This is a genomic window from Streptomyces sp. NPDC053048 (assembly GCF_044547045.1).
Taxonomy (GTDB): domain Bacteria; phylum Actinomycetota; class Actinomycetes; order Streptomycetales; family Streptomycetaceae; genus Streptomyces.
Window position 1 is genome coordinate 450,458 of record NZ_JBITZS010000005.1, and the last position, 25,439, is coordinate 475,896.

Consider the following 25,439-nt stretch of genomic DNA (forward strand, 5'->3'; position numbering starts at 1 on the left):
CCCTCGGGCGTCGAATGCTGTCCGTGCGGCAATCAGTACGCGGAGTTGACGTTGTCCATGGAGCCGTACTTGTCGGCCGCGTAGTTGCAGGACGCGGTGATGTTGGCGACCGGGTCGTAGATGTCCCAGGACGTGCCCTCGACGTGATACGCCTTGAACGTCGGGTCGATGATCTGCAGCAGACCCTTCGACGGCACGCCGTTGACGGCGTTGACGTCCCAGTCGTTGATGGCACGCGGGTTACCGGTGGACTCGCGCATGATGTTGCGCTTGATGCCCTCGTACGAAGCCGGAATGCCCTTCGACTTCAGGACGTCCAGCGACTCCTTGATCCAGCCGTCCAGGTTGTCCGCGTAGGCCTTCTTCGCCGGAGCAGCCGGCTTCGCAGCAGGCTTGGCGGCGGGCTTGAGGGCCTGACGCTCGGTGGAACGGCTCGCACGCTCGGCATCGGCCTTCGCCTTCGCCTCGGCCTTCACCACGGCATCCACCTTCGCGGCAGCGGCAGCCTGGGCCTGCTCAGCAGCCGCATCCACGGCCTTCGCCAGCTCACCGGCCTGCGTCTCACCGAACTCGTTCACACTCTGCGCCACCGGCTTCACAGCCACCGAGTGCGCATCAGCGGCAGAAGCCTGCGGCACGACGGCGAACGTGAGAGCGGCAGCACCGGCCGCGGTCACCAGAGCAGCGGCCGAGAACTTGTGAGCCTTGGGCAGACGGGTATAACCGGAGATGGTGGAGCGCATAACCGAGCTGAACCTTCCAATCGGGAGAGTCGCAGTGGCCGTCCTCGGCGCAAAAGAAGAGCGCCGCGTCTCGATCGACGGCGCCGTGCGACCCCGCAATTGTTAGCAACGGAAAAACCCGCTGGCAAAGGTCCGACCTACGGCAGAACGCCGTAACCAAGAACACCCCGCACCCGAAAATCTCCGAATTCGGCACCCAGCCCTTCACTAATCACTTTCGTATGTGATCCACGCCCCATGAGCGGCCTCACAATCCGGCACCCGTTGCGTCACTCCAAGCGAGCATCCGGACACGGATTCGCCGACGGTCCCCGCAGCCCCAGCCGCAGGTGGGTGATGCGGGCCATGTCGGCGATGGTGCCGCGGCTGCGGAGGAGTTCCAGGGGTGGGATGTCGACGCCGTACTGCTGCTGGAGCGAGACGAGGAATTCGGCGGCCATCAGGGAGTCCAGGCCGTATTCGTCCAGGCGGCGGTGGTGGTCCAGGTCGGCGGGGTCCATGTGGAGGGCTTCGGCGATGAGCCCGGCGAGGCCGTCGGCGATGTAGGCCAGGGCCTCTCCCTCGTTCATCCCGCCGACCCGGCGGAGCAGCTCCTCGCGCGTGAGGCCGTCGTGCTGCCGTGCCCGCTGCGGCGCGAGGGTGCGGAAGCGGGGGCGCGTGATCGTGTACAGCATGGCGGCGCCCCGGGCCCAGTTGACGCGGGCGACGCCCGTCACCTCGCTGTGGGCGGTGCCCAGCAGTCGCTCGGCGGCGGCGAAGGCCTCACGGGTGGTGATCGGCTCCATGCCGAAGGCCGCGAAGGAGGGGACGAGACCGTTGCGGGCGACATAGCCGGCGTCGCCGATGGCGCCCCAGAGGATGACGTGCCCGGGAAGGCCCGCCTGCCGGCGGCGGCGCACCAGGGCTTCGAGGAAGAGGTTTCCGGCGGCGTAGGGGGCCTGCTTGATCTGGCCGATCGCGGCCGCGCTGGAGGAGTACAGCAGGAACAGGTCCGTCTCCCGGTCCCGGGTGAGGGTGTCCAGGACCGCCGCTCCGCTCATCTTGGGTGCCAGGACGGCCGCGAAGCGGGCGGCGGTGAGGTCGGTGAGGGCTTCGTCGTCGAGGTGCATGGCGCAGTGCACCACGCCCCTGAGCGGATGGCGGGTGGCGTCAATCCGCCCGGCGAGGGCTCGCATGGCGTCGAGGTCGGTGACGTCGGCGGCGTAGGCGGTGGCGGTCACTCCACGGTCGGCGAGCGAGGCCAGGAGTGCGGCGGCCTCCGGTGCGCCGGGGCCGCGGCGGCTGACCAGGGCCAGGTGGCGGGCGCCCAGGTCGGCGAGCCAGTCGGCGGTGGCGGCACCGAATCCGGCGGTGCCACCGGTGACGAGATAGGTGGCTTCCGGGTCGAGTCGCGGCGCCCGCGGTATCCGCTCGACCGGTGGGGGCACGTCCCGGGGGTCGAAGGTGACGACGACCTTGCCGATGTGGCGGGAATGCTGCAGCAGTTGGAAGGCCTCCGTGACGCGGGCGGCGGGGAAGACGGTGTACGGCAGCGGATTGAGACGCCCGTAAGCGGCGTCGATGAACTCCTGCGCCTCGTCCGCCACGGCCTTGCGGCGGGGGTCGTTCAGCAGCTTGGTGATGTCGACGCCGAAGAAGGCGATGTCGCGGGAGAAGGGGTGGAGCAGCAGCGGGTTGTTCTCGTAGATGTCGCGCTTGCCGAGTTCGAGGAACCGGCCGCCCGGAGCGAGGAGTTCCAGGCTGCGGGGGATCGCCTCGCCGGCCAGGGAGTTGAGGACGACGTCGACACCTCGCCCCCCGGTGATCTCCATGGTCTCGGCGGCGAAGTCCAGGGAGCGGGAATCCAGGACGTGCTCGACTCCATGGGCGCGCAGGAAGTCGCGTTTGACCTGGCTTCCGGCTGTGGCGATCACCCGCGCCCCCAGGTGCTGGGCGTACTGGACGGCGGCGAGTCCGATGCCTCCGGCCGCCCCGTGCACCAGCACGGTCTCTCCCGGTCGCAGGCGGGCCAGGTGGATCAGGCTGTAGTAGATGGTGACGAACGCGATGGGGACCGTGGCGGCTTCGGCGTCGGTGACGTCGTCGGGGACGGGCGAGAGGAGGTGGGCCTCGGCCAGGGCGTGCGAGGCGAGGCAGGCGGTGGCAAAGCCACCGACCCGGTCACCCGGCTTGAGGCCCGTCACCCCCGGTCCGCAGGCGGTGACCACGCCGGCGCATTCGAGGCCGGGTCCGTGTTCCGAAGCGGTGCCCTCGACCGCTTCGGACGGCAGCAGCCCGGCGGCGTGCATCAGGTCCCGGTAGTTCAGCGCGGCCGCCCGTACCTCGACGACCGCCTGCCCCGGGCCGGGCACCAGCGGCTCGGTCTCCTCCCATGCCAGCTGGTAGGAGAGCCCGGGGTTGCGCACCCGCAGGGTGTACGGCAGCGGATCGCCGGCCGGCCGGGCCGGGCTCCAATGCCGCTCGCGGGGGACGAACCGGCCGGCGCGGGTGAGGACGATCTCGTCCTCGTCGGTGGGGTCGATCAGTTCCCGGGCCAGGCGCCGGGCGTCGGCGGCCACGTCGCCGCTCCGGTGCAGGCCCACCCTTCGCCCGGCGAGGCCGGGCATTTCGTTGGCGAGGCTGCGTGCCGCTCCCCAGGCCGCCGCGTCGACGACGCCGGTGACAGCGCCGGGGGTGGGCACGGCGCCGCAGTCCGAAGTGACCAGCCACAGGTCGGTGCGGATGCCGTGGGGCAGTCGTTCGCAGGCCGTGGCCGCCGCGCGGAGGAGGTCGGCCCGCCGGGTGGTCAGGCCGGTGCCGCCGTCCGGCGCCGGCGGGTGCGCGTCACCGAGCACCAGGGCCAGGCACACCGCCTCGACCCTTCCTTCCCCGGTGTCCGTGACGGCGTTGCGCAGCGACTCCTCCCAGTCCTGCGTGCCGGTCCCCGCGAGCATGACGTGCACCGACCGGCCGCCGGCGGTGGAGAGCAGGTCCGCGGTGATCTCGGCCAGTTGCCGGTCCTCGGTCGTCTCGGTGGCGAGCACGTACGCGGTGCCCGCCGTGGCGGTGGGCAGCCGCGCCGGCTCGGGCTGCGGGCCCGAGGCGGTGGCGGCGAGGAAGACGGAATGGTGGTCCCGTACCAGCTCGCGGTCGATGCCCGTCTGGGTGACGTGGGGGTAGCCGCACCGCCGCAGCAGCGGTGGCCATTGTTCGCGGGGCAGCAGGAGCGAGTGGGGCCTCAGGGCGGTGTCGGTGTTGCCGTAGAAGCTGTCGAGCGTGCCGAAGAACGTGCCCACCGTCTCGGCATCGTGGGCTTCGACGCCCAGCAGCCGGCCCCCGGGGGCGAGGAGGGAGGCCACGCGGCGCAGCGCGGCCTCGAGGTCCCCGGCCGTGTGGAGGGCGTTGGCCGCCACCACGATGTCGAATCCGTGGGGCAGGTATCCCTGTTCGGCCGGTTCCCGGTCGAGGTCGAAGGTGCGGTAGTCGACGAAGTCGTATGCGGCGAAGCGCCTCTGTGCGGGAGAGAAGAACGCGGCGGAGACATCGGTGAAGCAGTAGTGGGTACGGTCCGCGGGCAGGACGGGCAGCAGAGCGGCTGTGGTGCCACCGGTGCCGGCGCCGATCTCCAGGACGCGCAGGGTGCGGTCGGCGGGCCAGCGGCGGACCATTTCCTTCATCAGGGTCCGGGCGAGACGGTTGTGGAAGCCGCAGGCCGGTGCGATGTCGTAGAACTGCTGCAGCGTATGGGCGACGGGACCGCCGGCGGCCAGTCGCCGCGCCGTGTCGTCCTCGTCGCGCAGTGTTGTCTCCAGGCGGGCGAGCTGGTGGGCGCACAGGGCAACCTCGATGCCGAACGCGGGTGTCCGGGCCACGGCTTCCCTGAGCGGTTCTTCGATATCGGTGCCGTTCGCTGTCAGGCGCCAGTGCCCGTTCTCCTCCGCCGTCAGCCGGCCGTTCCGGGTCATCAGGGGGATCATCAGGCCCATCAGGCGGCGGTGACGGTCGTGCATGCCGGCAGCCACCAGGTCGTCGACGGACCAGGGCACCGTCGGGTCGGGCAGGAGCGAGGCGATGGCGTCGGCCATGCGGCGGGAGGTGCCCTGCTTCAGCAGGGAGGTGAGCCGTGCGTAGCCCGCGGTCGGCCACGCCGCGCTGAGCGCATCGGCCTCGTCCCGCACCGCCGCCACGATCTGCTCGGAGCCGGGCAGCGGTGAGGGGGCGCACGGTTCGTCGGGGTGAGGGGCGGCGCGCAGGACGGTGTGGTGGGTGGTCAGGGGTGTCCGTCCGGCCACCGGGAGGCGGCGGAGCCGGCACTCGGCGAGCTCCGCCGTGACCGTGCCGTGGTCGTCGGTGACGAGGATGTCCCAGCACACCTCGTCGGCGGTGCGGGACCGTTCGCGCACCCATATCGTCCCCGTGGGGGCCGGTGTCTCCCAGACGCGGACCGCGCCGATGCTCGCCGGGAGGTGGCCCGTCCCTTCGGCCAGTCGGCCGGCCAGGAGGTGTACCCCTGCCTGGAGGGCGGCGTCGAGCAGGGCCGGGTGGACGACGTAGGGGTCGCCGGGGGCCTCGTGCCGATAGTCGGCCACCACTTCGTCCTCGCTGAACCGCAGGCCGGTCAGGACCCGGAAGCCCGGCCCGTAGACCAGCCCGGCCTCCTCGCAGGCGCCGTAGAAGTCGCCGGCCTCGACGCTGCCGGGGCAGCGCTGCCGCAGTGCGTCGAGGTCGAGGCGTGGCGGGCGGGGGCGCAGCAGTGTCCGTACGCGGCAGCGGGCGTGCGTGCGCGGGTGGTCGCTCTGTTCGTCGGCGCTGGTGATCGTCACGATGCCGTCGGCGGGGTTCAGCGAGACCTGGGTGCGGACGCTGGAGGGGTCCGCCCGGGGGACGACCAGTGCAGCGTGGATGTCGAGCCGTTCGGCCTCCACCGGGGCGTGCAGGACGGCGCGTCCCGCGGCCAGCGCCATTTCCGCGTAGGCGGTGGCCGGCAGGAGGACGGACCCGCCGATGCGGTGGTCGGGGATCCAGGGCGCCAGCACCGGCTCGACCACGCCTTCCCACACCGGCAGGGGCGCGGGCAGCCGTACGCCCAGCAGGGGGTGCTCGAGGTGTGCGTTCCCGCCGGCGCGCACCCAGGACTGAGGGGTTCCGGCCCAGTGCCTCTGCCGCTGCCAGGGGTACGCGGGCAGGCCGACCACCCGTCCGGGCGTGCGGAACCATCGGCTCCAGTCGATGTCGGCGCCGGCGGCGAGCGCGGTGGCCGTGGCCCGGACGAGGTCGCGCGGCCCGTCGCCGTCGCGGCGCAGCGTCGGGACGGCGGCCACGGGCCGGCCCGGACGACGGCCGGCGATCCGCCGCAGGTAGGTGAGCAGTACGGGGTGCGGGCCGATCTCGATCAGGATGTCCGCGCCGTCGTCCATCGCCCGTTCGGCCGCCGCGGCGAACCGCACCGGCTCGCGCAGGTTACGCCACCAGTAGGCCGCGTCGAGGTCCTCCCCGTCGGCCCGGCCGCCGGTGACGGTGGAGTAGAGGGGGACGGCGAGCGCACCGGGCTCGAGGCCGGTGAGGGCCGTGGTGAAGGACTTCCGGTGAGGGTCCATCGTGCGGCTGTGGAAGGCGTAGTCCAGGGCGAGGTCGCGGAAGAAGACGCCGCGCTGTTCCAGTTCCCGGCCGAGGGCGGCCAGGGCGTCGGCCTCACCGGTGAACGTCACGTCCTGGGGGCTGTTGAAACCGGCGATCTCCAGTTCTCCCTCGTACCGGGCCAGTTCCTCCACCGCGTGGTCCGGTGGGAGCCCGGCCGCGGCCATGCGGCCGCGTCCCGCCGTGGCGCCCTGCGCACGGCTGCGTTCGGCGATCAGCAGGGCCGCCTGGGAGAGGCCGAGCGCACCGCCGGTGTACGCCGCCGCGACCTCGCCGACGCTGTGCCCGAGGACGGCGACGGGCTCGATTCCCCGGTTCCGCAGCTCGGCCGCGATGCCGGCCTGGACCGCGAAGAGCAGCGGCTGGGCGATCGCGGTGGCCTCCAGGCGCCACCGCTCGGGCGGCAGGGCGAGGTGTTCGGCGATCGACCAGCCCAGATGCGGCGCGAGTTCGGCGTCGACGCGGGTGACCGTCTCTCGGAAGGCGGGGTTGCCGGTGAGCAGGCCGGAGGCCATGCCCGCCCACTGCGAGCCGTTGCCGGAGAACACGAACGCCACCCTGCCCTCGCGGACCGCTTCGGCCGTTCCGGCCTCGACGGATCCGGCCTCGGGCCGGCTTCCGGCGAGGGCGGTGAACCGGCGGGCGGCCTCGGCGGGCGTGGCGGCCAGGACCACTGCGCGGTGCTCGTGCCGGCCGCGCCGCAGGCAGGAGGTGTAGGCGATGTCGTAGAAGTCCGCGGGGCCGGAGCCGGAGCCCGAGACCGCGACAGCACCGGCACCAGCACCAGCACCAGCACCAGCACCAGCACCAGCACCAGCCAAACGCTCCGCCATCCGCTGCGCCGCCTGGGCCAGCGCCTGCGGGGAACGTGCCGAGACCATGACCGGCAGTGGCCCGTGATCGCCCGGCACGTCGTTCGAGGCGCCGTCCCCGCCGGCGTGCGCGGGCGAGGGTGCGCGGGTCAGGACGACGTGCGCGTTGGCGCCGCCGAAGCCGAAGGAGTTGACCCCCACGACCGGACGTTCCGTATCCGGCAGCGGGCGGCTCTCCCGGACCGGGGCCAGCCCCAGGCCGGTGAAGTCGACGTCCGGGTGCGGTGGGTCGGCGTGGAGGGTGGCGGGCGCGACGCCGTGCTGGAGGACCAGCAGCGCCTTGCACAGTCCCGCCATGCCGGACGCCGGCTCCAGGTGCCCCAGGTTTGACTTGACCGACCCGATGGGCAGCTCCCCCGTGACCCGGCGGATGCCCAGTGCGCGCCCGATCGCCGTGGCCTCCGCCGGGTCGCCGACCGGGGTTCCGGTGCCATGGGCCTCGAAGTACACCAGTTCATCGGGGTCCACGCCGGCTTCCGCGTAGACCCGCCGCAGCAGGTCCTCCTGTGCCTCGGGGTTCGGCAGGGCCAGTCCGACGGTCCGGCCGTCGCAGTTGGAGGCACTGCCGAGGATCACGCCGTGGACACGGTCGCCGTCGGCGAGGGCGTCCGCGAGCGGCTTGAGCACCACCATGCCGCCGCCCTCGGCGCGTACGAAGCCGTCGGCGTCGGCGGAGAAGGGGGCGCACCGTCCGCGGGCCGACAGCATCGACGCCTGCGAGAAGCCGATGTAGTGAAAGGGGCTGAGCAGGACATTGGCGCCGCCGCACAGCGCGACACGGCTCGTGCCCTCCCACAGCGTGTGGCACGCGCGGTCGAGGGCGACCAGGGCGGAGGAACAGGCCGTGTCGATCGCCATGCTCGGACCGCGCAGGTCGAAGGCGTGGGAGAGACGGTTGGCCGCGACGGACGAGGCGGCGCCCACCATGGTGTACGGGCCGACGGCGCGCAGCGAGGACATCTGCAGGGCGCCGTAGGAGGCGTCGGAGATCCCGACGTACACGGCGGTGTCGGAACCGGCCAGCCGGTCGGGGGCGATGGCCGCGTCGTCGAGCGCTTCGGCGGCGAGTTCCAGCAGCAGCCGGTGCTGGGGGTCCATGTGTTCCGCCTCCTTCGGGGAGATCCCGAAATAGGCGGCGTCGAATCCGGCGATGTCGTCGAGAAAGCCGCCGGCGGCCGTGTAGCTCTTGCCCCTGCGGGGCATCGAGGGGTCGACGAACCGGTCGGCCTCGAACCGGTCCTCGGGCACCTGGCCGATGACGTCGCGTTCCCGCAGCAGAACGTTCCAGAGGTCCTCCGGGCAGCCGATGCCGCCGGGCAGCCGGCAGGAGACTCCGACGATGGCGATCGCCCGCTCGCTGTGGACGCTCTGACGTGCTGTCATGGCCCGGCCTCCCCCACTGCGGCACCCGGCGCACAATCGTTCCTCCCCCGGGGAGGTGCGCCGCTTGAGGACGGGATACCGTGCCGGGGGCGTGAGCATGCCAGGCCGGTCGGCGACGCACACGGTTCAACCGAACGGGGGAGGCGTACACCCGAGTAGCTAGACAGCCCTTTCGAGTGACGACGGTGCGTGCCAGCGCTCCTGACGGGTTTTCGAGCTGACGGGTGGTCCGGTACACCACCACCGCCCGGCGCGGTGTGCGAATTGGCTCAACGGGCCCCGATTCTTATATCGTTTGGGCTCCATCTCGAAAGGATTGTGCCCAATGGCCCTCAAGTTTGAGCAGGTTGACGAATCGGTAAAGGACGAGCCGGGAGTCGAGCCGGTTCCCGTTCCGCTGGGCGGGCAGGAAATCACAACGTACTGGCGGAAAATGCGCCACGACGACCTGAATCCCGAAGTTACCGAGGACGTGTTCACGGTTGAGATTCTGGTGCCGGTCATGAGCACCGAGGAGTACGAGACCGGCGAGGAGCACGAGGACGGCAGCCAGAAGATCGCCACCCGTCCCTGCGTGACCCACGAGCGGCGGGAGGTGGACCTCGGCAAGGAGTCCTTCGCGAAGCTCGTCGAGGCCCTTCAGCCGTTCGCCGCCGCCTCGCGCGAGCCGCAGGCCGTTCCGCCGCAGTCCCGCAAGCGCCGCGCCAAGGCGGTCAAGCCGGCCGACGGCGTCGCGTAAGGTCCCGGGGGCGCCCGGTAGGACCCGGAGGCGCCCGGTCCGCCCAGACCGGCGTTCACCAGGCGCAACCGACCGGTAGCGCCCGATCGGTCCGAAATTCACGTTCCGCGTTACGGCCGCCGCGCCACGGGCAGTCATATGCCTGTCGGATCGAACGACTCGCCACCCGCTCCATGACAGGAGGGTCGGGCCATGACCGGTGCATCCGCCGCCTCCGGGGAGTCCCCGGAGGCGCCGCTGGTCTGTGCCACCGATCCCGTCGCGGCGCTGGTGGCCGAGTTCGTGGGCAAACGCATGGGCGGCCGGATCTCGCAGGGGCAGGATCCGGTGCTGCGGCCGGTCTTCGTCAAGTACCACGGTGCCGCCCGTGGTGTGCTCACGGTCGCTCCCGGTCTCGCGCCGGAACTGTGCGTCGGGTTCCTCGAGGCGGCAAGGGAACGCAAGGGCGGCCTGCCGGCCTGGGTGCGGTTCTCCAGCGACACCCTGCCGGACCGGCCGGACCTGCGCAGGACCGCCGGTGTGGGCATCAAGCTGTTCGAGGTGCCCGGTCCCAAGCTCCTCGAGCAGGACGGCCGTGCCGACACCCAGGACCTGATCCTGCAGAACCACGACGTCTTCTTCGTCGACACCGCCCGGGACATGTGCGAGTTCCAGCAGGACCCCGTGGCCTACCGGCGCGACCACCCGGTCACGGACCGGATCCTGCGGGAGATGCGCAAGCCCGAGAACAGCGTGCTGACCGCCACGTACTGGGGCGCGCTGCCGTACGCGTTCGGCACCGGCCGGTATGTGAAGTACAAGCTCGTGCCGGCCGGGTGCCCGCCCGGTGACCCCCGGGCGGCTCCGCCGGAGGAGGATCCCTCGTTCCTCCGGGGCGATCTGCGGCACCGGCTGTCCGCCGGCGAGGCCGCGTTCGATCTGATGCTGCAGTTCCGGACGGACCCGGACCGCATGCCGCTGGACCGCGCGACCGTGCGCTGGGAGGAGTCGGAGAGCGTTCCCGTCCGGGTGGCGAGGCTGACGCTGCACCGGCAGGACACCACGTCCCGCGGCCAGGAGGACTACGGCGACAACCTCGCCTGCAATCCGTGGCACAGCCTGGCCGAGCACCAGCCGGTCGGCAGCCTCGGGGAGGCCCGTAAGGTCGTCTACCGGGCCTCCGCGTCGCGCCGGCGCGACGCGAACGGTGTCCCGGCGACCGAACCCGGCCCGGCGCGGCCGCTGTCCAACGAGCCGCACGGCCGTGACACCCGGATCGTACGGGCGGCGGTGCACCCCGCGATCGGCGTGGCCCGGATCGGCGACAGCGTGGACGGGTTCTTCCTCGGCCCCGAGGTGGACGATGCCCCTCCGCTGCCGACCGGCAGCTACAAGGACGCCACCGGTGCGCTCAAGCGCCAGGCGGCCCGCTTCCGCGTGTACGGCTACAACGCCGCCGGCGAGCCGGTCGCCGAGCTGACCTCGGAGAACGCCGACCTCCGGTGGACCGTGCACGTGGCCAACAAGAAGGCCGCCTGGTACCAGTTCCAGCTGGCCCTGGACATCCCGGAGGCCGCTCAGGCCGCCCCGACCACCCTGCGCAACCCCACGGTCGCCCCCGGGCAACGGCACAAGCTGGTCATCGACCCCGGTCCCCGGTCCGTACGCGGCGCCGACCGCTCGGGGAAGCCCGAGTACCGCTTCGACACGGGCACGTTCATGGGCAAGCCCGTCTATCTGGGCGAGTTGCGCACCGACGCCGCCGGGCGGCTGGTCTTCCTCGGCGGCCGCGGGGTCTCCGCGTCCTTCGACAACACCCCGGCAGGACACTTCGCCAACAACGACACCTGGCACGACGACGTCTGCGACGGCCCGGTGACCGCCGAGGTCCGCATCGACGGGCGGCCCGTACCCGTCGATCCCGCCTGGGTCGTGGTGGCACCCCCGAACTACGCGCCGGAGCTGAAGTCGGTGCGCACGATGTACGACCTGATGCGCGACACCTTCGTGGCGGCGGGCACGCTCGCGCCACCGCGGCGGGTCTCCTTCACCCGCGAGGTGCTGCCGCTGCTGCGGCGCCTGTGCGACCTGCAGTGGGTCAACCGGGGATTCGCCGCCCACTTCGGCCACGCCGGGCGTGAACACCTCCTCGCGCCCGACCGGCTCGCCCGGCTGGCGGACCCCCACCCCCGGCACGCCGAGCTGCGCCAGCAGATCTGGGCGACGATGCGGGAGACCGACCGCGACGGCCTCTCCCCCGTGCCGTGGCCGGCGATCTACGGGGACGCCATGAGCGTGCGGGCCGTCTCGCCGCGCCAGCACCTGACCCTCACCCGGCTGCAGTACCGGCTGCTCGCCCGCTGGGCCGCCGGCGACTTCGACGCCGACCACGACCCGGCGGCCGCGCCGCCGAAGGCTCTCGACGAACTCCCCCTGGCCGAACGCCCGCAGACCCTCGACCGGGCCGCCCTGTCCTACTGCCTGGCCGACGCCTTCCACCCGGGTTGCGAGTTCACCTGGCCGATGCGTCACCCCACCCTGTACGCCGCGCCCTTCCGGCTGCGGCACCGCGATCCCGGCACGCCCGAGCCCTCGTACGGCCCGACGCTCACACCGCAGACGGCACTCGCGGTCGACGGCCCGGTCTACGCGCAGGGGCCGGGCGACCTGACCCGGTGGATGGCCGTGCCCTGGCAGACCGACACCGCGCGCTGCCGCTCCGGCTACTACCTGGGCTTCGGGCCGCGCTACGACCCCTACCTGCCCACCTTCTGGCCGGCCCGGGTGCCCAACCACGTCCTGACGGAGGCGGACTACGAGATCGCCGTCGACACCACGCGTCCCACCGAGGAACGCCGGGCCGCCTTCGAGCACCGGGCCGTCTGGGACAGGTGGCTGCCCGCCACCAGTGCGGCCGCCCAGATGAACGCCATGGTCGAGGACTTCGGCAGGCTCGGCCTCGTCGAGCGGCGCGAAGGAGCGGACGACGACCCCGAACTCCCCCGGACGATGCTCGTGGAGTCCGAGGTCGGCTTCTCCCCCGAGCACCCCCCGTCCGACCGGCGCAACCTGATGTGCCTGCACGTGCCCGGGGCGGCCGACCCCGACCCCGCCCGGCGCAAGGACGCGGTGAGCTCCGCTCTCGCCGACACCGACCTGCCGGACGAGGAGGTCCTGGCGGGGTACTTCGAGAAGGTCGTGCGCTTCCCGGACCGGCGGTGACCGCCGCCACCGGGCGGTTCGAGGTGGTGGTGGCCGGTGCCGGGCCGGCGGGCGCCGTGGCGGCCCTGGTCCTGGCCCGCGCCGGACGCCGCGTGCTGCTCGTGGACGACCGCGCCGACGCGCATCGGGCCGCCCCGCTCAAGGTCGGGGAGACGCTGCCACCCGCGGCCCGGCCGCTGCTGCGGGACCTGGGACTGTGGGCGGACTTCACGACGACCGCGCACGTGCGGTCCACCGGAACCCTCGCCTGCTGGGGTTCGCCCGGCCTCCACGGCCGCAGCCATCTCTTCGACCCCGACGGCCACGGCTGGCACCTCGACCGGAACCGGTTCGACGCCTCGCTGTGCGACGCCGCCGTGGCCGCCGGCGCCCGGCTCCTCCACGCCACCGCGGTGCGGTACCTCACCCGGGGCACGGACCGGCGGCTGCTGGTACGGCAACAGGGCGCCATCAGGGAACTGCGTACCGACTGGGTCGTCGACGCCACCGGCCGCCGCGCCGTCGTCGGCCGCCGGCGGGCCGCCCGCCTGCGTCAGGACCGGCTGGTGGCGGCCTTCACCCTGTTCGACCAACCGGTTCCGGGCGGGAGAGCGCGGGACGAGGAACTGCGCACGCTCGTGGAGGCGGTGCCCGAGGGCTGGTGGTACACCGCCAGGATCCCCGCCGGGCGGCTGGTGGCCCATCTGACCGACGTCGACCTCCTCTCCCCCGCGCTGCGCACCCCGGCCGGATTCCTGGACCGGGCCGCACGCACCCGGCACCTCCGCGCCCGCCTGCACGGCTACGTCCCACCGGCGGCCACGCCGCGGTGGACCGCCGCGCACGGGCTGCGCCTGTGCCCCGCGGCGGGCGCGGGCTGGATCGCGGCAGGGGACGCCGCACTCGCCTTCGACCCGCTCTCCTCCCAGGGAATCCTCACCGCTCTGCACACCGGCGCGCAGGCGGGACGGGCCGTCGACGCGCTCCTGCGCGGCGCCGCCGACGCCCTCGCGGCGTACTCCGCGTTTCTCGACGGCATCGCGGACGCCTACCGGAACCACCACGCGCACTCCTACGCCCAGGAGCGGCGCTGGCCGGACCACCCCTTCTGGCGACGGCGCCACGCCCGTGATGCACCCGTCTGCCCCGCACCACTGGGCACCGCACACCGAAGCGTACAAAGTGATCAAAAGCGGGTGAATATCACGGACGTCGCACGAACGGAGCGATGATGCACGAGGCCGGGCAGTACGAGCGCTACGCCGGCGGAACTCCCGAGGCCGAGCGCGTACTCGTCGAGCGGCTCGTCCACGACCTGACGCGGGTGCAGGCCAGGGCCGGCAGGCGCGGCGGAGCGGCCGGTCCCGCGCGGACCTTCCACGCGAAGGCCGTCCTCGGTGTCGAGGACGCCCGGCTCGTGATCCGCGACGACCTGCCCGACGACCTGCGCGTGGGCTTCGTGCGGCCGGGCGCCGAGTACCCCGTCGTCCTCCGGCTGTCCAATGCCAGTGGTGGCCATCAGCCGGACTTCGCGCCCGATCTGCGCGGTGCGGCACTGCGCGTCCTCGCGGGGTCCGGCGAGGCCCATGACCTCCTGATGACGAACTTCCCGGTCTCCCACGCCCGCAACGCCTACGAGTTCGTCGCCTTCGCGAAGGCCATGGCGGGCGCCGGCTCGACGCCGCGGAAGGCGTTCGCGCTGCTCGTCAAGCTGCCCCTTGCCGTCGGCCGGCCGACGGCCGCGCGCATGCGGCGCAACCTGCGGGCCGGTACCCGGCACAAGGTGGGCAGCCTCGCGCTCGAGACGTACTGGAGCCGCGGCGCCGTGCTGTGGGGCGATGCCGGACCCGTGCGCTACCTGCTGCGCCCGGCCCCCGACGCGCCCCCGGCCCCCGCCCCTTCCCGCACCGACCCCGACCACCTGCGGCGCGAGCTCGCGCGGCGCGTGGGCGCGGCGGACGTCGTCTTCGAGCTGTGCGTACAGCGCTACGTGGACGAACGGCGCACGCCCGTCGAGGACGGCGCGGTGGAGTGGAAGGAGAAGGACTCGCCGGTGATTCCGGTGGCGACACTGACCGTCCCGCGCCAGGACGTGGACGCCGCCACGGCGCGTGCCGCCGCCGCGCGGATCGAGGCTCTCGCCTTCAACCCGTGGAACACCACCGAGGAGTTCCGGCCCCTGGGCAACCTCAACCGCGCCCGCAAGGCGGCCTACGAGGCGAGCGCCGCCGTGCGCCTGGGGCAGCGCTTCGTCGCCGAGGAGCCCCGCCGCAACGCGGTGCTCGGCGTGCCGCTGCGCGCCGGCTTCCGTGCCCTGAACCGGTTCGTCCCCTGGCACCGGCTGCCGACGCGGCTCGGCCTGCTCAACCTCGTGGCCCTCCGCCAGGAGCTGCGCAGGGAGAACCTGATCGACACCGGGATCCACGAGGCCCCGCCGGTGACGCGGCCGGTGCCCGAGCCGGTCGACGAGCAGCTGCGGGTGGAGCGCAGCTACGACGGCACGTACAACGACCTGTCCGCGCCGGGGATGGGTGCCGTCGGCTCCACGTTCGGCCGCAACCTCCGGCCGGACTACCGGCCCGACCTGTTCGACAGCCCCAACCCGGTCACCGTCAGCAGGACGCTGCTCCAGCGTGACGCGTTCATTCCCGCCCGGTCGCTGAACATCCTGGCCGCGGCGTGGATCCAGTTCCAGGTGCACGACTGGGTCAACCACCAGCGGTATCCGACCGGCACGAACAGCGTGGAGGTGCCGCTGCCGCCCGGGATGACCTGGCGCAACGCGCCCGGCGGGCCGCTCGAGGAGGTCATGCGGTTCGCCGAGAACAAGGGCGTCCACCCGCCCGGCGGCCCGCTGCCGCCGACACTGTTCGCCGACATCGCCTCCCACTGGTGGGACGGTTCGGAGGTCTACGGCGGCGACCAGCAGCTCGCGATGTCCCTGCGCGAGCCCGGCGGCGGTGCCGCGCTGCGCCTGGAGGACGGGCACCTGCCGCTCGGCCCCGACGGCATCCCGCTGACCGGCTTCCGCGAGAGCTGGTGGCTCGGCCTGAGCGTCATGCACACCGTCTTCGCGCGCGAGCACAACGCCGTGTGCGAGGCGCTGCGGCGGGAGTACCCCCACCTGGACGAGAACCGGGTGTACCACACGGCGCGGCTCGTCGTCTCCGCCCTCATCGCCAAGATCCACACCGTCGAGTGGACCCCCGCGATCCTGGCCACGGAGGCGATCGAGCTCGCCCTGACGACCAACTGGCAGGGCCCGCCGAAGAACTGGCTCAACCAGCTGGGGCTCTGGCTGTTCGAGGCGCACTCGCTGACCGGCATCCCCCGGTCCGTGCCGGATCACCACGGCGCTCCGTACTCCCTCACCGAGGACTTCGTCACCGTCTACCGGATGCATCCGCTGATGCCGGACGACTTCGAGATCGTCGACCACCGGTTCGGGCAGCGGATCGACACGCTGGACTTCAACGCCGTGCAGGGTGCCGCCTCGGAGCCGCTGATCCGCAAGACGGGCCTGGCGAACGCGTTGTACTCGCTCGGGATCGCCCACCCGGGAGCGATCACGTTGCACAATTTCCCGCGTGCGCTGCAGGCGTTCGAGCGGGACGGCGAGGTGATCGATCTGTCGGTGGTCGATCTGGTGCGTACGCGGCGCCGCGGCGTTCCTCGCTACAACGACTTCCGCAGTGGTCTGCACAAGCCGCGGATCCGGCGGTTCGAGGAGCTGTCCTCCGATCCGGAGACGGTCGCGCGGCTGAAGGACGTCTATCGCTCCGTCGACGACATCGACACCATGGTCGGCCTCTTCGCCGAGAATCCGCCCAGGGGTTTCGGTTTCAGCGACACCGCCTTCCGCATCTTCATCCTGATGGCCAGCCGGCGGCTGCAGAGCGACCGCTTCCTCACCGTGGACTTCCGGCCCGAGGTGTACACGCCGCTGGGCATGGACTGGGTCGAGCGCAACGGCATGACGAGCGTGCTGCTGCGGCACTGCCCCGAACTGGCCGGCTTTCTGCCGCGTACGGCGAGCGTGTTCGCCCCGTGGCGTCCGCTGGCGCCGGGCCGGAACAATTCGGGGAGCGAGGGCGGGGGCGTGGGCGGGCGCGGCTAGCCTGCCGCGTGCCAGTGCCGGTCGTGCTGCTGGTGGACGTCGGTCAGGCCGTTGCGGAAGAACTTCTCGTAATAGGCGTTCTCCACGTGGTGCGCCTGCAGCCAGACCCCCGGCGCGTGGATGGTGTCGCAGTGCGCGGGGAACCGGCCGTGGGTCTCGTGGATGTAGGTGCAGATGTCGCGGGTGCAGGCGATGACATCGGCGGAGTAATTGCTGGCCTGGCGCAGGTACTGGGCTCCGAATTCGCCCCGGTAGATGCGTTCGAAAAGGCCTTCGTCGGCGTAGATGCCCTGCGGTCCGAACTTGTCCGACACGACGGCGTCGACCGCGTCGGCCATCGTGGCGTAGTTCGGTGGGCACATCGCCTTGATCAGGTATTCGCCGTCGTGCCGCAGACCGACCGTGGTCGCCCGGAGGGCGGAGAAGCGCGGCAGCGGCACGTGCCACCGCAGGAGGTCGGCGGGCTTCCAGCGGGGGGTGGTCCAGTCGAAGCCGAGCATCGCGCCGTAGGTGCGACGGAACTTGGGGTCGCCCAGCATGACCGGCGGGGCGATGGAGGCGTGGATCCACGCGCCGAGCCCCATGGCGTCGGCGGTGAGCATGAGGTTCTGCAGCAGCAGGTCGGCCTCGATCTGGGTGCGCATCGCCCAGATGGCGCCGAGCGGAATCTTGATGTCCTTGTTGAGGAAGCCGGACTTCACCCACTTCTTCACGCCTGCGGGGCGGTAGAAGTTGCGGTCGTCGACGATGGTCGGCCGTGCTCCTTCGGGCTGGGTCAGCAGGTACATCATGCCGTTGATGTACTGCCGGGACAGGTCCACGACCGGGAACAGGACGGTGGTGCCCGGCAGGTTCGACAGGAACCGGTTGGAGTCGAGGTAGGCCGGGAAGTCGCGGTTGCCGTGCGGTACGTCGATACGGTGGTCGAGCAGCCGCACCTTCGCCTGTGCGGCGCGTGCGCAGAGCGATTCCGGGTCGAGGGCCGCCGGTGAACCGTCGGGGGGCGGCGGCAGGGTGCGCAGGAAGTACGTGCCGGTGTCGTTGATCAGGAAGAAGTGGGTGCCCTGGGCGTTGTCGGGGCTGCCGGCGGTCCGTCCGGTCATGTGGAGGTTGGGCTTGGCCATGATCGGCTTGCCGTCGCGGGGATCGGCGAACGGGCGGTCGGGCATGGTGAGCCCGGTGCAGCCCGTCATGGCGATGAGGACGGCCTCCTCGAGCTCCGTGAGGGGGGTGCGCGGTTCGGTGGAGGTCCAGCTCATCGACCCGGCCTCGACGGAGCTGCCGCGGCTGACCCGGTGCGTCCGGCGGTGCCAGATCGACGCGAGCAGCGGGCGTTCCATGAGCGCGTCGAGCCCGGCTCGGCCGGGTGCGTTCGTCCGGTCGGTCATCTCTCCGGTCCTTCCCTTGGCAGTGGCCGCTCGGTGCCAGGTGTGTCCGATGGGTCGGACACCCCCTAGTGGTCGCGGAAGCGCGCTTCGACGGTTTCGACGAGGCCGGCGATCACGCCGTCGGGCGAGGGGCTGTAGTGCGGTACGGCCCATCGGGTGATCCGGGCGTCGATGACGGTGGGCCGGCCGGAGGCCAGGGCCGCGCGGAAGGCGTCCTCGAACTCCTCGAGCGTCTCGACGCGGTGGCCGTCTGCGCCGCACGCGTGCGCGTACGCGGCGAAGTCCGGGTTGCGGAACTCCACCAGCGCCGACTCTCCGTAGGTCACCAGCTGGAAGAGCTTGATCAGCTTGAATTCCTCGTCGTCGAAGATGACCCAGATGACGGGGATGTCGTGCTCTACGGCGGTCATCAGCTCGAAGCCGGACAGCGAGTAGCAGCCGTCGCCGCAGCCGACGACGACCGTCCGCTCCGGGTGGGCCACTTTCACGCCGATGGCGCCGTTGACGTGCCCGGCCATCGGTCCGAAGGAGCCGGCCTTGCGGAAGTTCTGGCCCTCCTCGAGCTCCACGTAGTACCCGAGCCAGGCCAGGTGGGCGCCCGCGTCGGCGAGCAGCACGGCACCCGGTGGCAGCATCCGGCCGATGGTCTGCGCGAGTTGCCCGGGGTGGATCTTCCCGGTCAGGTGGGTGATGTGCCGGGCCTCGTAGTCCCGGCCCTCGCCCTCGGCCTCCGGTACCTCGCCGACCATCCCCTCCAGGGCCTCGACGAGCGCCGCCACCGCCGGACGGGCGTCGGACAGCAGCGCGTAGTCGGGGCGGTAGGCCTTGTGGAACTCCGTCTCGGAGATGTTCACATGGATGAGCAGCTTGTCCTTGAACAGGTCCTCGCGGTAGTTGAACGTGGCGTGCTGGTTGAGGGAGTTCCCGATGCACAGGACGATCTGGGCCTCGCGGAAGGCCTTCCACGCGCTCGAGTGCCCGCTGTCGGCGAAGACGCCGACCGCCAGGGGGTGTCCCTCGGACACGATGCCCTTGCCGTCCAGCGTGGTCAGCAGCGGGATCCGGAATCGTTCGATCAGCCGTTTGATCTCCGGGCCCGCCCCGCTGCGGACGGCGCCGAAGCCGACGAGCGCCACGACCTTCTTCCGCCGTGCGATGGCCTCCGCCAGCACCGAGGCGATCTCCTCCACCCGCGCCGGGTCGGGCAGGACCGGTGCCACGTCCAGCCGGATCCTCCGGAAGCCGGTGACCTCGACGCCGTGGTGGGTCAGGTCCTCGGGAACGTGGATGTGCACAGGGCCGGGCCTGCCCTCGAAGGCGAGGTTGACCGCCTCCTCCAGGACGTCGCACGTGTCGGCGGCGTCCTCGAGCAGGAAGGACTTCTTCGTCGTGGCCGCGAACATGGCCTGCGAGTCGGGCGTGCGGTTGACGCCCGAGGTCTCGTTGAGCGAGCCCCATCCCCGCCACTGCCTCGAGGCGTACCCCGAGACGGCGAGGACCGGGTAGGAGTCGGACATGGCCACGGCCAGCCCGGAGAACAGGTTGAACGCGCCGGGCCCGGCCGTGGCGAAGCAGAAGCCCAGCCGGTCGGTGTACATGGCGTAGCCGCAGGCCATGAAGGAGGCGGCCTGTTCGTGCCGGGTGATGACGGGCCGGATGCGCTGCGAATGCTTGAGCGCCAGCATCAGGCCGGCGGCGTTCTCCCCGGCACCGCCGAAGGCGGCGCGCACCCCGACGTCCTCCAGCCCTTTGACGATGGCCTCGTAGACCCTCACCGGCGCGCTCCTCGTTCTCTCGACGAGATGACGGGGAGTGACCCTAAGGCGCCTGCGCCCGGCACCTCGCGCATTGCGGCCACCGAGGGCGCGCCACGGTGGCTCCGCCGTGCGGTCGAGGGCGTCGTCGCGGAGTCAGCCTTCCGGCTGTCCGGACCGGGCCTTCGGGCTGACGAAGTGCGGCGGGCGGCGCCGCAGGATGAACCCATGAGCACTCGAGCGATCACCGTGTCCACGCGATCCGCGCCGCCACCGCCTCGTTGGGCGGTGTGGGCGGCGCACCTGACCACGCTGGTCGTCCTGCCGAGCGGGCTGTGGCGCATCCTCCTCGTGCTCGGGTTCCCCGCCGGTTACACGGCCGAGGGTTTCACGGCCTTCCAGTCGCCCGGCGCGAAGGTGTGGATGCTGGCGCTGAGTGTGGTCTGCGAGCTCCTGGCCTTCCTGACGGTCGGCCTGGTGCGGCCGTGGGGCGAGGTCGTGCCGCACTGGATACCGCTGATCGGCGGACGGGCGGTCCGCCCGATGGCCGCCGTGGTGCCGGCCGCGCTGGGCGCGTCGGCGCTGACCGTCCTCTGGGCCACGATGCCCTTGTGGTGGACGCATCCGCACGACGACATGACCCGCACGGGAAACGTCGTGGTCGGCATCCTGTACCAGCCACTCGTCCTCTGGGGTCCTCTGCTGGCCGCCGTCACGGTCGCCTACTGGCGTCGCCGCCGGTGACCCGGTCGCTCAGCAGGCGAATCCCGGACTGTTGGCGAAGAACGCGAGGTGCGACCAGGTCTGGGCGCCGATGATGCCGTCGACGGTGATCTCGGCGCAGCCCTGGAAGCGTCGGGTCGCGGACTCGGTGGCGGGGCCGAATTCACCGTCGAGGGTGAGGTCCATATTGGTCAGGGAATTGTTCAGATAGCACTGCGCCTGCTTCACTGCCGGGCCCTTCGCACCGCGCTTGACGGTGGGCCGGGTATTGGTGTGGTTGCAGATTTCAGTAACCATGACGGATCTCCGGGGGGTGTCATGGGGGGTGTCATCCGAAATGCGGGAAGGGAACCCGCAGTTTCTCCCAGGACTTCTTGCCGGGCCAGCCGTCCGCGTCCGCCCCGATGAAACCGAGCTTGATCTGCCACAGCGAGTAGGAGTTGCGGTGCTCCGCGTCCCACTGCGTCTGACCGCCGTTCGGCCCGTAGGCGGAGCAGCCCTCCTCGATGAGGCGGACGGCCATCATGCCGATGATGGGGCTGTTGGGCTCGGACTTGAACCAGTCGGTGCCGGGGAACGGGATGAAGCCGGACGGTGATTTGGCGACGAGCAGTCGTTGCCCGACCTCGATGTGGTCCGGGTCGGGAATGTTGTTCCAGGCCTGCAACTGCTCGACGGTCACATGGAAGTGGGTGGCGATTTTGAAGAGGGTGTCACCCGTCTTGACGACATAAAAGGTGTCCTCACCGTTCATATTTCGTATCCTAGGCGCGGTGGCCCGAGCGCGCATGTCCGGAAATGTGCGGGCGGGGCGGACCCCTCAGGCGGCGCGTGCCGTGCGGCGGTAGCCGCCGGGAGGCTGGCCGTATTCGCGTTTAAACGCCTTCGCAAAGGCGTACTCGGAGCCGTATCCGGTCCGCGCGGCGACCGTGGTGAGCGGGGCCTCGGATTCGCGCAGGAGCTTGGCGGCGGTCGCCATGCGCCAGCGGGTCAGATAGGCCATGGGCGGTTCGCCGACGAGGGTGGTGAAGCGGCGGGCGAACGCCGCGCGGGACAGCCCGGCCCGCTCGGCCAGCGACTCCACGGTCCACTGGGCCGAGGGGGCCTCGTGGATGGCGGTCAGGGCGGGCGCGACGGCGGAGTCGCCGAGCGCAGCGGCCCAGCCGGCGGCCGCCGCCGGAGGCTGGTCCTCGAGCCAGGCACGCAGGATGTACAGGAGCAGCGAGTCGATGAGCGCGGGGACGATGCCGGTGGAGCCGATGCGGGGGTTCTCCAGCTCCGCGCCGAGGAGTTGGACGGCCGCGCTCAACTCCGGGTGCCGTCCGTGCCGGGTGGGCAGATGGACGACCTCCGGCAGCTGGCGTACGAGCGGGTGCGGACGGCCCTGGTCGAGGTGGTAGTTGCCGCACAGCAGACTGGTGCGGGGGCCGTTACCGCCGACGGTGACGGTGCCGATCGGCGAGCTGGACCGGTACTGTCCGGGCTGCTCCTCCTCGGCCGGCGTGGAGGGGTGGTCGGCGAGGATGTGGCCCCGGCCGTCGCGCAGGAAGATCACGTCGCCGGGGCTCAGGGCCACCGGTTCCCCGCCGGGCGCGTCGTCCAGCGGGATCAGCCAGCACGTTCCGTACAGCACCACGTGGAATCCGGCGCCCGCGACCGGGGGGAGGCGCAGGCCCCAGGGGGCCCGGCCCTCGGTGCGTACGGACGTGGGGTGCCCCGTCCGCATCGAGCTCAGCGCCTCGGTGAGGATGTCCAACGCCTTCCCCCTGTTCCGCACAAGGACGTCCTGTCCGTATGAGGACGTCCCGCTCAGACTAGGACGTCGTTCAGGCGACGGTGAGGACGACCTTGCCCTGGACGCTGCCGGACGCGACCAGCTCATGGGCCTTGCCGGCCTCGGCGAGCGGGAACGTCCGGGAGACGTGCGGGCGGATGCGGCCCGCGTCGATCAGGTCGGTGATGGCCTCCAGCGAGGCGTAGTCGGGCTCGACCGAGATGCCCGCGAAGCGGCGGCCGGCGGCCTCGATGCGCGCGGCGAGCTCCCGGTCCCCGTGCTCCATGATGCTGACGAGGGTGCCGCCGGGCCGGAGTATCTCCAGGGAACGCGTGCCCTGGGAGGAGGAGTCGAAGACGGCGTCGACGTCGCCCGCCGCCTCGGTGTAGTCGGTGGTGCGGTAGTCGATGATCTCGTCGGCGCCCAGGCCGCGCACGAAGTCGTGCTTCGGCTCGCTCGCCAGGGCGATGACGTGGGCGCCGCGGGCCTTGGCGATCTGGACGGCGAAGTGGCCGACGCCGCCGGCCGCGCGGTGGATCAGCACCCGCTGTCCTTCCCTCACGCCCGCCGCGTCGACCAGGCCCTGCCAGGCGGTGAGGGCGGCGAGGGGAACAGCGGCGGCGTGGACGTGGTCGAGCGTGGCGGGCTTGCGGGCCACCTGCCGCGAGGGGACGGCGACGTAGTCGGCGTATCCGGTGGCGGCTCGGGGGAAGAACGGCATGCCGTAGACCTCGTCGCCCGGCTTGAACCTGGCGCCCGGTCCGACCTCCTCGACGACACCGGAGATGTCCCAGCCGACACCGAACGGCGGCTCGCCCAGCAGCGGGAACGCGCCCGCGCGGACGGCCACGTCCACCGGGTTGACCGCGCTCGCGTGGACGCGGACGAGGACGTCGCTGGCGAGCGGGGTGGGGCGCTCGGTCTCGACGGTCTCGAGGACCTCGGGGCCGCCGAAGGACTTCTGGATGACTGCACGCATGGGAGGGCTTCCTTCCGGTTCATCCGGCCCGTCGTTCGGCCGGTTCGCGATGCCCTCAACCTTAGGAAGATCGAACGAGCCGATGAATATCTTTCAGTCTTCGAAAAATGTCCCATCGTCTCGCCGGCCCGGCGAGCTCGGCCATCCGTGCTCGGTGCGGCCGGTCGCCGGGTCGGGCCGTGTCGGATCAGGTCACCATGCCACCGGCAGCCGGGCCGGGCCCCGTGTCATCATTCCCTTCCCCCAGGGAACCTCTTCCTCGGGGACGGCCAGGCGCAGTGCCGGGAACCGGGTGAGCAGGCAGGCCGTCGCCACCTGGATCTCCATCCTCGCCAGCTCCGCCCCCAGGCAGTGGTGCGGCCCGTGGCCGAAGGCGATGTGCGGCGAGGACCGGTCGCCGCGGGTGATGTCGAGCCGGTGCGCTTCGGGGAACACCTCCTCGTCGCGGTTCGCGGAGATGATCGAGGCGAGGACGGGCTCGCCGGCGGGGATCGTCACCCCGTCGAGTTCGACGTCGGCCGTGGCGACCCTGGGATGTCCCTCGCCGTTGGGCGCACCCGCCGCGAGCGGGATGAAGCGCAGCATCTCCTCCACCGCCTGCGGAACCCGCGTGATGTCGGCGCGCAGCCAGGCGAGCTGATCGGGGTGGGTGAGCAGCAGATAGGCGCAGTTGGCGATCTGGTGGGCGGTGCTGTGGTGTCCTGCGGACAGCAGGCTCACGCCGAGGCCGATCAACTGGTCCTCGGTGAGGTCGTTCCGCTCGTCCCGGGCCCGCACCAGCTTGGTGAGCAGATCGTCCCGGGGATTCCTCCGTTTCTCGGCGACCAGGCCGGCCATGAATTCCCGCATGGTCGTGTGTGCCGAGCCGACCTGGCCGTCGGTGAAGGCGGTGCGCCCGAACAACGGGACCGCCCATTCGCTGAAGCGGCCCCGCTCTCCCTGCGGGATGCCGAGGACCTCGCAGATCATCATGACCGGCAGCCGGACGGCGAAGTCCGCGACGAGGTCGGCCGGTGGGCCCGCCGCGATCATGTCGTCGATCAGTTCCGTGGCGACCTGCAGCGCGCGGGGACGGCGCCGCTCGATCCGGCGTTTGGTGAAGTCGGCTGCCACGAGCCTGCGCAGCCGGGTGTGCTCGGGTGGGTCGACCGCTGTCATGGGGTTGGAGCGGGGCGGCAGCGGGCCGGGCCGTGGGATGCGCTCCCCCGCCGCTACCGCCGCGGCGCGGCTGAACCGTGGATCGCTCAGAACGGTCCTGACGCTCTCGTACCGGGTGACCAGCCAGCCCTCCTGCCCGTACGGAAGTCTGACCCTGGCCACCGGTTCAGCGGATCTGAGCCCGGCGTACAGCGGTGTCGGCTCGAGGCGGTAGGGCTCGTCGAAGCCGTAGCGGTACGGCTCGTGCTCCGATTCCGGCATTCCCGGTCCTCCTGGGTTCAGTGAACGGCGTCGGCGAAGAGGACGGAACGCCGCCGCGGCCCGGAGAGCGGCCTCTCGTAAGTGAACGTCGTGCTCGAAACCCGCACGAAACCCGCGCTCCTCGCCTCCTCCCGCATGTACTCGGGGGACAGCCAATGGAAGTCCGGAATGTTCGGTACGCGTTCGACAGGGCTTCCGTCGCGCGTCCCGTCGTTGGAGGCGATCAGGGTTCCCTCGCCGAGCCACGAGCGGATGTGCGCCAGGACGGGTAGCGAGTCGCGCCCCGGGTCGTAGAGGTGCGGCAGCACTCCGTCCATATAGACCACCGTCCACCCCCCTTCCGGGGGTGTCCAGGCGGAGATGTCCGCCTGGACCGCCCGCAGCCCCTTGTTCCGTGCGCAGGCGACCGCTTCGGGCAGGAGGTCGACCGCCAGCACCTCGTGACCCAGGGCTGCGATCTCCTCCTCGATCACGGCATTGCCGCAGCCGAGGCTGACCAGGCCGCCGGTGCCGTTCCGTCGCAGTGCCTCGAGAATTCGGTCGCGCATCCAGCCGCGGTAGGGAGCGCTGTACGTGGACGGGGTCACGGAATCGCCGCGAGCCCCACCCTGCTCCCACAACTGGAAGAGGGTCTTCTCCTCGTCGTCGTGGCCGGAATAGAACGCATTGAGCATACGGAAGTTCACAGCCATCTGGTTCCGTCTCTCACCTGGACGTGGTGGGCACCTGACCGATCATGCCGGTACGGCCGC

15 protein-coding genes are annotated in these 25,439 nt (G+C 71.5%); 5 read left to right on the plus strand and 10 right to left on the minus strand.

Going from position 1 to position 25,439, the window contains the following annotated elements:
* Positions 1 to 32: 32 nt before the first annotated feature.
* Together ACIG36_RS16015 and ACIG36_RS16020 are read right to left on the minus strand one after the other, a co-directional pair.
* Positions 33 to 743 (minus strand): transglycosylase SLT domain-containing protein, encoded by a 711-nt coding sequence (locus tag ACIG36_RS16015; protein WP_399927281.1) that lies wholly within the window; start codon positions 741 to 743, stop codon positions 33 to 35.
* A 269-nt stretch (positions 744 to 1,012) separates the two neighbouring features.
* Positions 1,013 to 8,614, minus strand: a complete 7,602-nt coding sequence (locus ACIG36_RS16020; protein WP_399927284.1) for an SDR family NAD(P)-dependent oxidoreductase — start codon at positions 8,612 to 8,614, stop codon at positions 1,013 to 1,015.
* Between the two features lie 325 nt (positions 8,615 to 8,939).
* On the opposite strand from ACIG36_RS16020, the gene ACIG36_RS16025 reads away from it, so the two are divergent.
* The 4 genes from ACIG36_RS16025 (at position 8,940) to ACIG36_RS16040 (ending at position 16,650) form a co-directional block, all read left to right on the plus strand.
* Positions 8,940 to 9,353: a hypothetical protein gene (locus tag ACIG36_RS16025; RefSeq protein ID WP_399927287.1), complete on the plus strand. Its 414-nt coding sequence runs from the start codon at positions 8,940 to 8,942 to the stop codon at positions 9,351 to 9,353.
* Between the two features lie 192 nt (positions 9,354 to 9,545).
* The gene (locus ACIG36_RS16030) at positions 9,546 to 12,554 is read left to right on the plus strand and encodes a LodA/GoxA family CTQ-dependent oxidase (RefSeq protein WP_399927290.1); all 3,009 of its coding nucleotides are present in this window, start codon (positions 9,546 to 9,548) and stop codon (positions 12,552 to 12,554) included.
* On the plus strand, positions 12,551 to 13,765 hold the full coding sequence (locus ACIG36_RS16035; protein ID WP_399927292.1) for an FAD-dependent monooxygenase: 1,215 nt from the start codon (positions 12,551 to 12,553) through the stop codon (positions 13,763 to 13,765). Before ACIG36_RS16030 ends, ACIG36_RS16035 begins: the two co-directional genes overlap by 4 nt.
* Complete coding sequence (locus ACIG36_RS16040) at positions 13,765 to 16,650, plus strand: peroxidase family protein (RefSeq protein ID WP_399927630.1); 2,886 nt, start codon at positions 13,765 to 13,767, stop codon at positions 16,648 to 16,650. Before ACIG36_RS16035 ends, ACIG36_RS16040 begins: the two co-directional genes overlap by 1 nt.
* On the opposite strand, the gene ACIG36_RS16045 is transcribed toward ACIG36_RS16040, so the two are convergent.
* Positions 16,647 to 18,038: a hypothetical protein gene (locus ACIG36_RS16045; RefSeq protein WP_399927294.1), complete on the minus strand. Its 1,392-nt coding sequence runs from the start codon at positions 18,036 to 18,038 to the stop codon at positions 16,647 to 16,649. The genes ACIG36_RS16040 and ACIG36_RS16045 overlap by 4 nt on opposite strands.
* Before the next feature lie 65 nt (positions 18,039 to 18,103).
* Complete coding sequence (locus ACIG36_RS16050; RefSeq protein WP_399927297.1) at positions 18,104 to 19,813, minus strand: thiamine pyrophosphate-binding protein; 1,710 nt, start codon at positions 19,811 to 19,813, stop codon at positions 18,104 to 18,106.
* 207 nt (positions 19,814 to 20,020) lie between these two features.
* Between ACIG36_RS16050 and ACIG36_RS16055 the strand changes: the two genes are divergently transcribed.
* A complete protein-coding gene (locus ACIG36_RS16055; protein ID WP_399927300.1) occupies positions 20,021 to 20,536 on the plus strand; it encodes a hypothetical protein in 516 nt (171 codons plus the stop codon).
* A gap of 9 nt (positions 20,537 to 20,545) precedes the next feature.
* Here the strand turns inward: ACIG36_RS16055 and ACIG36_RS16060 are convergent, their stop codons facing one another.
* The 6 genes from ACIG36_RS16060 to ACIG36_RS16085 form a co-directional block, all read right to left on the minus strand.
* On the minus strand, positions 20,546 to 20,812 hold the full coding sequence (locus tag ACIG36_RS16060; protein WP_399927302.1) for a peptidoglycan-binding protein: 267 nt from the start codon (positions 20,810 to 20,812) through the stop codon (positions 20,546 to 20,548).
* Between the two features lie 31 nt (positions 20,813 to 20,843).
* Positions 20,844 to 21,269 carry a peptidoglycan-binding protein gene (locus ACIG36_RS16065; protein WP_399927305.1) on the minus strand — a complete coding sequence of 142 codons (426 nt, stop codon included), beginning with the start codon at positions 21,267 to 21,269 and terminating at the stop codon, positions 20,844 to 20,846.
* A gap of 66 nt (positions 21,270 to 21,335) precedes the next feature.
* Positions 21,336 to 22,271: an AraC family transcriptional regulator gene (locus tag ACIG36_RS16070; protein WP_399927307.1), complete on the minus strand. Its 936-nt coding sequence runs from the start codon at positions 22,269 to 22,271 to the stop codon at positions 21,336 to 21,338.
* 70 nt (positions 22,272 to 22,341) lie between these two features.
* Positions 22,342 to 23,268 (minus strand): NADP-dependent oxidoreductase, encoded by a 927-nt coding sequence (locus ACIG36_RS16075; RefSeq protein ID WP_399927310.1) that lies wholly within the window; start codon positions 23,266 to 23,268, stop codon positions 22,342 to 22,344.
* A gap of 192 nt (positions 23,269 to 23,460) precedes the next feature.
* A complete protein-coding gene (locus ACIG36_RS16080; protein WP_399927314.1) occupies positions 23,461 to 24,687 on the minus strand; it encodes a cytochrome P450 in 1,227 nt (408 codons plus the stop codon).
* A gap of 17 nt (positions 24,688 to 24,704) precedes the next feature.
* A complete protein-coding gene (locus tag ACIG36_RS16085) occupies positions 24,705 to 25,373 on the minus strand; it encodes a class I SAM-dependent DNA methyltransferase (RefSeq protein ID WP_399927317.1) in 669 nt (222 codons plus the stop codon).
* Positions 25,374 to 25,439 lie beyond the last annotated feature (66 nt).